7 protein-coding genes and 1 pseudogene are annotated in these 7,721 nt (G+C 70.6%); 4 read left to right on the top strand and 4 right to left on the bottom strand.

Annotated features, from left to right (window positions below; translation table 11 throughout):
• Positions 1 to 177 (top strand): annotated as a pseudogene (locus FNX44_RS20650) (RNA methyltransferase); the annotation flags it as partial.
• A gap of 484 nt (positions 178 to 661) precedes the next feature.
• Here the strand turns inward: FNX44_RS20650 and FNX44_RS20645 are convergent.
• On the bottom strand, positions 662 to 1,090 hold the full coding sequence (locus FNX44_RS20645) for a hypothetical protein (RefSeq protein ID WP_143650049.1): 429 nt from the start codon (positions 1,088 to 1,090) through the stop codon (positions 662 to 664).
• A gap of 16 nt (positions 1,091 to 1,106) precedes the next feature.
• Positions 1,107 to 1,409: a hypothetical protein gene (locus FNX44_RS20640; RefSeq protein ID WP_153507540.1), complete on the bottom strand. Its 303-nt coding sequence runs from the start codon at positions 1,407 to 1,409 to the stop codon at positions 1,107 to 1,109.
• 609 nt (positions 1,410 to 2,018) lie between these two features.
• Here FNX44_RS20640 and FNX44_RS20635 point away from each other — a divergent pair.
• Together FNX44_RS20635 and FNX44_RS29730 are read left to right on the top strand one after the other, a co-directional pair.
• Positions 2,019 to 2,894 (top strand): class I SAM-dependent methyltransferase, encoded by an 876-nt coding sequence (locus FNX44_RS20635; RefSeq protein WP_143650047.1) that lies wholly within the window; start codon positions 2,019 to 2,021, stop codon positions 2,892 to 2,894.
• Between the two features lie 14 nt (positions 2,895 to 2,908).
• Positions 2,909 to 5,443, top strand: a complete 2,535-nt coding sequence (locus FNX44_RS29730; RefSeq protein ID WP_143650045.1) for a LuxR C-terminal-related transcriptional regulator — start codon at positions 2,909 to 2,911, stop codon at positions 5,441 to 5,443.
• Positions 5,444 to 5,462: 19 nt separating this feature from the next.
• On the opposite strand, the gene FNX44_RS20625 is transcribed toward FNX44_RS29730, so the two are convergent.
• Together FNX44_RS20625 and FNX44_RS20620 are read right to left on the bottom strand one after the other, a co-directional pair.
• The gene (locus FNX44_RS20625; protein ID WP_143650043.1) at positions 5,463 to 5,744 is read right to left on the bottom strand and encodes a phosphopantetheine-binding protein; all 282 of its coding nucleotides are present in this window, start codon (positions 5,742 to 5,744) and stop codon (positions 5,463 to 5,465) included.
• Positions 5,745 to 5,808: 64 nt separating this feature from the next.
• Positions 5,809 to 6,840: a ketoacyl-ACP synthase III family protein gene (locus FNX44_RS20620; RefSeq protein ID WP_143650041.1), complete on the bottom strand. Its 1,032-nt coding sequence runs from the start codon at positions 6,838 to 6,840 to the stop codon at positions 5,809 to 5,811.
• A 381-nt stretch (positions 6,841 to 7,221) separates the two neighbouring features.
• On the opposite strand from FNX44_RS20620, the gene FNX44_RS20615 reads away from it, so the two are divergent.
• Positions 7,222 to 7,710: a PhzA/PhzB family protein gene (locus tag FNX44_RS20615; RefSeq protein ID WP_143650039.1), complete on the top strand. Its 489-nt coding sequence runs from the start codon at positions 7,222 to 7,224 to the stop codon at positions 7,708 to 7,710.
• Positions 7,711 to 7,721: the final 11 nt, after the last annotated feature.

Raw genomic sequence — 7,721 nt, 5'->3', positions numbered from 1 at the left:
CTCACCCCCCGCCGTGTCGCCTACGTCGCCTGCGACCCCGCCGCCCTCGCCCGCGACCTCGCCTACTTCCGCGACGCCGGCTACAAGCCCCGCTTCCTCCGCGCCTTCGACCTCTTCCCCATGACCCACCACTTCGAGTGCGTCGCCATCCTGGAGCCGGCGGCAAAGGGCTCCTGACCTGCTCGTCGTGATTCCCGTGAACTGGGCGGGTTGCCTCGACCTGCTCCCGCGGGCGCACGACGTGGAACGTGCTGTTCGTCGAACGAGCATGTCCGACCTGCGCTTTCGACCTGCGACTGGAGTACGGCGAGCGCTGGTACCTCCCGTGTTCACATCGACGGCCCAGCCGAACTCGACGCTCGTTCTGTCCGGACGTCAGGTATCGCGGGGCGAGTCAGCCCGGTCGTTCGCTTCATGCGTCTGATCTCAGCCGACGTGGCATCCGCTGCCTTGTGTGGTGGGGTGCGTGCCGCCCCGAAGGGTGCGTCCGAGCTTTCGCCGGGCAGCCCGGGGCGGCCCCGCGGTACGCCGCCGGCAGGCTGCGGCCAGCAGCCCGTCGGCGGCTGCAGCAGTCCGACATCGTCCTCTTGTCCCACCCGGCAGGCAGCCAACCAGGGTCCACTCGACGGCAGTCCCGCCGAGCGGCACCCTCCGTGACCCGTCAGTCGCCATCCGCGGGCGTCAGGGAGCCGTCCGCCTCACGGACCTCCCCCTTAGCGACGAGCTCGTCCACATCGTCCGTGAGCGCATCCCTGATGTCAGGCCCCAACCGTGTCCCCCCGAAGAAGCGTGCGACCTCGCGGAGCAGCTCCTCTCCGTGACCGCCCGGACTCTCCTCGACCACGTGCCCCACGACGAGCCGCCGCTCGACCGACGAGACCTGTCCCATCTTGCGTGCCACGGTCGATGTCGGAGTGCGAGCGAAGGCCAGCTCCCGGTCAGGAACGTCATACGCCTCGTCGACTCGCACGATCCGGCCCGCGGAGGCGATCCTCCGCAGCGCTCGACGAACCGAGTCCGGGACCACCGCGCCCGCCCTTGAGGCACCCCACGCCGACCGGACCCGTGCAAGGATCAGGTCCTCCGTCATCCGGCCCTCAGCCTGATCACGGCGAGGGCGACTCGGCGACGACTCCTACGGCGTCCGGGTCCTGCAGCTCCGCGTACCGCATGCCGCGACGCTTGGCCGACGTGACCCGCAGGTCGACCAGGCGCGGGCGTGCGGGGTCTCGATGTATCCGCGCACGCTGATCTCCAGTGTCGCGGCGCGCACCACCCGGGCGATCCCGGGCACGTTCGCCAGCGCGGCGGCGGCCGACCACCACCGGCGTGCCGCGGCCGGACCCCGCGGCCAGCACGGCGAGCACCAGGAACGGCGGGACGGCCGGCAGGACGTCGACCGGTCGCATGAGTACGGTGTCCGCGCCGCCGAGCAACCCGGACGCGAGCCGAAGGTGATCGACTTCGGGCTCGCGGTCCCGTTCGGCCCCAGGCGCACGTTGGCCGGCTTCAGATCGGAGTGCAGCAGCCCCTGGCGGAGGATCTCCACCTCCTGCGCGAACCTCGTCCGTGTCTCGGAGTCGACCACAGACGGCTTGATCACCTTCACGGCGGCCGGCTACCCGCCGGGCGACTCGCCCAGGTACACCTGGGCGAGTCGCCCTACTCGATCCGGCCCAGCAGCTCGTACCCGCCCAACTCGGCGGGATCCTCGGGACCGAGGGGGGCGATGTGCACGGAGGCCTCACCTTCAGCACGGTCGAACCGGGGCTGGCGGCTTCAGCCAAGCTAGACCACACCGCGAGGGAAGAGCATCCCACTCGTACGCCTCGCGTCGCCCTGGTGACGGACCGCCGACAGTGCGGTGCCGACTGCTCGTCCGGGTGGTGTTGCGGTCATAGCAGTTCTCGATGTGGTGAGAACAACTTGCTATTGGACGTCTCGACGGCGGGCGTGCTGGGATCGCCTCATGGTATGAGAGGGAATCCGAACGGCCCTCTCTTGTTGAGGGGGGCCCTATGGCAAGCGCCGAGAAGACGGCTGAGATGCACGATCTCTTCAATCGGACGGCCAGGTCGTACGACCAGAGCGGCGTCGAGTTCTTCGGTCCGATCGGACGCCGTCTCGTCGAGTTCTCGGGAATTACCGCCGGGAAGACCGTTCTCGACGTCGGGTCGGGGCGCGGTGCCGCGCTTTTCCCGGCCGCCGAGGCCGTCGGGGAGAACGGTGAGGTCGTCGGCGTCGACATCTCCGAGGAGATGGTCGGGTACGCACTGGAGGACGTCCGGGCACGCGGCCTGAAGCAGGTGAGCGTGTCCGTGATGAACGGGCAGCGGCCGGAGTTCGAGAACGCTCGCTTCGACGCCGTGATCGGCAGTTGCAGCCTGTTCATCTGGGTCAAGGGCGCCGACGACGTGACGCCGTACCTGCGGCTTCTGCGTGCGGGCGGAACGTTCGCCACGGCGGCGCCGTCCTTCTTCTCCACCGTACGGGGTAAGTGGGCGCTGTTCCCGGAGGCGGTGAACGACCTCCTGATGCCGTACATGCTGCAGTCGCTGAAGCAGAACGGCGCCTACGACTCCCAGTTCGCCGAGGCGGGAGCCAACTGGTTGGCGAGCGAGGAATCCATCGGGAAGACGCTCACGGAAGCCGGTTTCATCGACGTCGCCGTCGAGGAGAAGGACCTTCCGGTTGTGGTGAAATCCGGCCAGGAATGGGTCGAGTTCACCTACACCACCGGAATGCGCGGAATGTGGGAGCGTATCGAGGAGAACGAGCGCGCCGAGCTTGTCGCGGAGGTCTCCCGCCGTCTGGACGGCCTTCGGGGCGGCTCCGGGGACATCACTGTTCCGGTGCCGATCGTCTACATACGCGCGCGTGCTCCTCAGGCCTGAAACAGGTACTGGAAGTGGTAGGCGGATTCGACTGGCCCGTCGTCGCGAGGGAGTCCGAACTCGCGGAGATCGAGCAGTGCACGGCCATGCGGATGGGCGCCCTTCTGGTCGGCGCGCCGGGCGTCGGCAAGAGCAGGCTCCTGGAGGCCGCGGTGGAGCGGGCGGCCCGCACCGGCGCGCGGGTCCTGCGACCGGAGGAACTGGACAAGTTCCAGGCCCAGACGCCACGGCACCGGACCCAGGCACGGCCGCAGCCGATCGTCATAGCCCTGGACGACGTGCATCTGGCGGATCGGGTGGCCTTCGAGTCGGCCCACCGGATGGCGCACAGCGGCCGGGCGCTGCTGCTGGCCACCACCGAACCCGGCGCCGCGCTTCCCGACGAGCTGCGGCGGCTGCTCGTCGGCGGGCGGATGCGGCGGCTCGCCGTCGAGGCGCTGAACCGCTCCGGCGCGGCGCGGATGCTCAGCACAAGGCTCGCCGGTCCCGTCGCCGTGGACAGCGCGGAGCGGTTCTGGGAACTCAGCCACGGCTATCCCCTCGTCCTGCGGGAGCTCGTGGACCAGGGCCTCGCCGACGGCACCCTGCGTCAGGCCGGCGGGTTCTGGCACTGGTCGGGCTTCGGCGGGACACCTTCCGGCCGACTGGTCGACCTGGTCGACCTGATGCTCGGCGACCTCGACGCGAACGAGCGGGAGCTGGTGAACATGCTCGGGCTCGCGGGGACGTTGGAGGCCGGGCTGTCGGTCGTCACCGAGTCGGGTGACGCGGCGGAGTCGCTGAACCGCCGTGGGCTTGTGGTCGCCCGGCGCTCCGGGCTCCGGCTGACGCTGCGCCTGACGCACCCGCTGTGCGAGGCGGTGATCGCCGCCACGCTGCCGGAGCTGACGGCGCGTCGGTTGCGTGTGCGGATCGCCGACGCGATCGAACGCACCGGCGCCCGGCGCCCGAACGACGCGGCGCGCGTCGTCCGCCTCCGGCTCGGCACGAGGCGCCCACCGGGGCCCGACAACGCCAGGAAGGCGGCGGTCGACGCGCTGCGCGCCCGGGACTACCCGCTGGCGGAGCTTCTGTGCCGGTCCGTGCCCGCCGAGGACACCGACGACCGCCTGCTGGCGACGCTCGGCGAGGCGCTGGCCGGCCAACGTCGACACATCGAGGCGGAGGCCTGCCTCAGCTCGGTGCCCCAGCTCGCTGCCGTCCCCCGCGCCCGTGCGCTCAACCTGGCGTTCGGCCTGGGCCGGCTCGCCGAGGCGGAGGCGGTCGCCGGGCGGGACCAGGGGGTTCGGGCGCTGGTGCGGCTGTTCAAGGACCGGATCGCGGAGGCGCGGGAGCTCGCCGACTCGGCCGTCGACGCCGTTCCCGCCCTGTCCGCCCTCCTCCACCACGAGTCGGGCGACGGCGAGCGTGCCCTCGCCGTCCTCCGCCGCGGCCTCCCGGCGCTTTCCGGCCTGCGCGACGGTGACCGGCACGACACCGGCCTGTGCGCCGCCGACCTGCTCGAACACCACTTCCTCACCGGCTGGATCACACTGGACACCCAGGGTCCCGCCGCGATCGAGGCGGCGCCGGCCGGACTGCGCGAGCGCGCCGCCGACGGTGACCCGCGCGCCCGCATGTTCGTGGATCTGATCGAGGCGCGGATCCTCCGGCTCACGGGCCGAACCGGACGGGCGGTGGAGGCGCTGCGACGGGCGGCCGCTCACCGGGGCCCCGTCGAGTGGCTGGCGCCCCGCCCCTGGCGCATCGCCCAACTCGCGGGCGCGGTGGCTGAGTCGGGCGACGCTCGGGAGGCGGCCTCGCTCTTGGAGCAGGCCCGTGAGGCGGAACGGGAGGAACGGCAGCACCCGCTGACGGCGGACGCGATGGCGCTGGAGGCCGCGCTGGTCACGGCCTGGCTGGGAGACCGCCGGGGCGCCGCTCGCCAGGCGCTGGAGACCGCCGGGCGAGCGCTGGCGGCCGGCCGCCGCCACCAGGGACTGGCGGCGCTGCACCTGGCCGCCCGGGCCGGGCAGGCGCGCGGCGCGCTGGTCCTCTGGCGTGCGAGGCATGAGGGTGTCTCGGCCGTCGACGACGTACGACTCCAGCACGTGCTGAGCCTCGCGGACGACGACGGCCGGAGCCTGGACGCCGTCTCCCTGCGGTTCGCCGCCATGGGGCTGCTGCCGCTCGCCGCGGAGGCCGCCGCCGCGGCCAGGCGGGCCCACGAGACGTCGGATGACCATCGCGCGGCCCGGGCCTCCCGGGCGACGAGCGCTGAACTGCTCTCACGCTGCGGCGCCGCCCTGCCGGAGTGGGCCCCGGCGGCCGACGGCCGCGGTCCCCGTGGCCGGCCTCGGTCCCGTGCGGCACTGACCCTGCGGGAGAGGGAGATCGCCACGCTCGCGGTCTCCCTCTCCAACCAGGAGATCGCCGACCGGCTCGGACTGTCCGTCCGAACCGTGGAGAACCATCTCTACCGCGCGTACGGAAAGCTCGCGGTCACCACCAGGACGGACCTCGCGCCGCGACTCGGCGTGGCGCCCGCCCGCCGCACGCGGATCGCCTGAGGCGGGCGGGCACCGGGCCTCACGCCGAGGTCTTCGCGAGCTCCCGCGTGATCCGGTCGTTCCAGGCGGCGAAGGTGGGATCGGCTGCCAGGTCTCCGAAGCTCACCTCTAGCCCAGCCCGGCGCCACCTGGTCGCCAGCCGCATCACCTGTAGGGACTGCAGCCCCAGATGGATGAGGTTGGCGTCGTCCTCGATCTCGTCCGGGCTGATGCCGATCAGGCCGGCGAGCGTCGCGCGCAGCTGGTCCCCGGTGACGGGTGGGCCGCCCGCGGCCCTCGTCTGCTCCGTGCTGTCGTTCATGCGGTGTGGTCAGTCCTTTCCGAGTGGGGTCGGCCGGCGGGACGAGGTCTCCACGCGTCGGGCTCTACGCATCGGGCTCCGCGACGATTTCCACGATCGCGACACCGGCCTCGAACCCCGGGCTGCCGGTGAAGAGCAGCACCTTGTCGCCGGGGCCTACCTTCCGGGTGCTCCAGAGGTGCTCAAGGCCGATGAAGACGTCCGCCGCGCTGATGTGGCCGACCTTGCTGGTGTGTTCCCAGATCCCCTTGTCGAGGGAGAAGCCGATCGGGTCGAGGAACTGGTCCCGCAGCGCGTCCAGGGTGGCGCTCGGGTGGCAGACCCGCTTGATGTCCGCGGCGGTGATGCCGGCGTCCTCAAGGGCCTCGTCGAGGGCCGCCTGCAGCACCTCGCCAGGATGTGCCATGGGCGGCGTGTTCCCCTTGGCCCACTCGTCCATCCAGAACTTGACGCGCTCCTCGTAGTCCAGGGGGCGTCCCACGGTGACCGCGGGAGGGAATATCGGCTCGCTGCCGCGGTGGAGGGATTCCATCGCGGGCGCCGAGTGCGTGCCGACGGAAAGCAGCCTGGCGATACCGCCGCCACGCGAGACGACCGCGGCGGCGGCGCCGTCGCCGAAAACGGAAAGGCGCGAGGTCGTCCAGCGGTCGACCAGCGGCGCGGAGTAGTTGTCCGCGGCCGTCAGGAGAACCGCCGACTTACGGGTGTCGCAGACGAGTCGGTGCGCGGCGAACACAAGAGAGGAGAGCATGCCCTGACAGCCCTGTTTGACCTCCATCGCGGTGATGGGCGTGTCCAGTGTGTTGCGCAGGACGTAATGGGCGGGAGACCACCCGTCCGGTCCCTGGTGGTAGGCGGACGAGTGGAACAGCGCGCCGAAATCACCGGGTTCGTGGTGCGAGCGCCGCAGCGCCTCGCCCGCGGCCAGCACGGCCATCTCGGGTGCCGAAAGCGAATCGGCCACGGCCACGGATTCCAGTCCGGAGGCCGTCCGGGTGTCCGCGTCGTACCAACCCGACTCCACCGCCTGTTCCGTTGTGACCAGGCCGGGCACAAAGGTGCCGAGGCTGGACAGGTAGACATCCTCAAACTTCATCGTCGATTCCTTCCGGTGCAGTCACGCGGATGACGCCGTCGCGCGATCGCGGTGCGCGGGTACGGCCGGTAACGCTGGGCGTCTGCTCCGACCCCTTCAGGCCACCATGTCCACGCCCCGGGCGCCTGAGTAGCCGGTACTCAGATCGCCGACCGGGCCTCCAAGCGGGTGCGGGCGAGGGGCGGGAGAGTGTTCGTCGACGGTCGGCGCAAGCGATTTGACGTTTGTCTGACACGGCCCTGAACGTTCTTGTCGGCCTGGGCGCAAGCTTCACGGAATCTGACACTGGCGTGAATCTCTCTTGCTTGCACAGTTGCACAGCCCGGCGGCAGGATCGCTGGGCATACAGCAGCCGGACGCCGCAGAGTGGGGAATTCACGCATGGCCGAATCAGTTCAGAACGGCGCTTTCAGCGACGACGTCGAACTGCGCCGGATCAACCGGGAAACGGTCGAAACCTACATGGCCGCCCGCGGGGAAGCCCGCCTGGTACGTCACCAGTTGTTCACCGAGGACGGTGTCGGCGGTCTGTGGACCACCGACACGGGTGCCCCGATCAGTATCAACGGACGTGACCGACTCGGTGAGCACGCCGTGTGGTCGCTGAAGACGTTCCCCGACTGGGAGTGGTACAACATCCGGGTCTTCGAGACCCAGGACCCGAACTTCTTCTGGGTGGAGTGCGACGGCCGGGGGAAGATCCGTTTCGCGGACTATCCCGAGGGCTATTACGAGAACCACTTCCTCCACTCCTTCGAACTCGACAACGGAAAGATCAGGCGACAGCGCGAGTTCATGAACCCGTTCGAGCAACTGCGGGCGCTGGGTATCCCGGTGCCCGAGATCAAGCGCGCGGGCATCCCCACCTGACCCGCCTCCCC

It is taken from the genome of Streptomyces alkaliterrae, assembly GCF_007097205.2.
Taxonomy (GTDB): Bacteria; Actinomycetota; Actinomycetes; order Streptomycetales; family Streptomycetaceae; genus Streptomyces; species Streptomyces alkaliterrae.
This window is presented reverse-complemented; position numbering and strand designations above follow the sequence as displayed.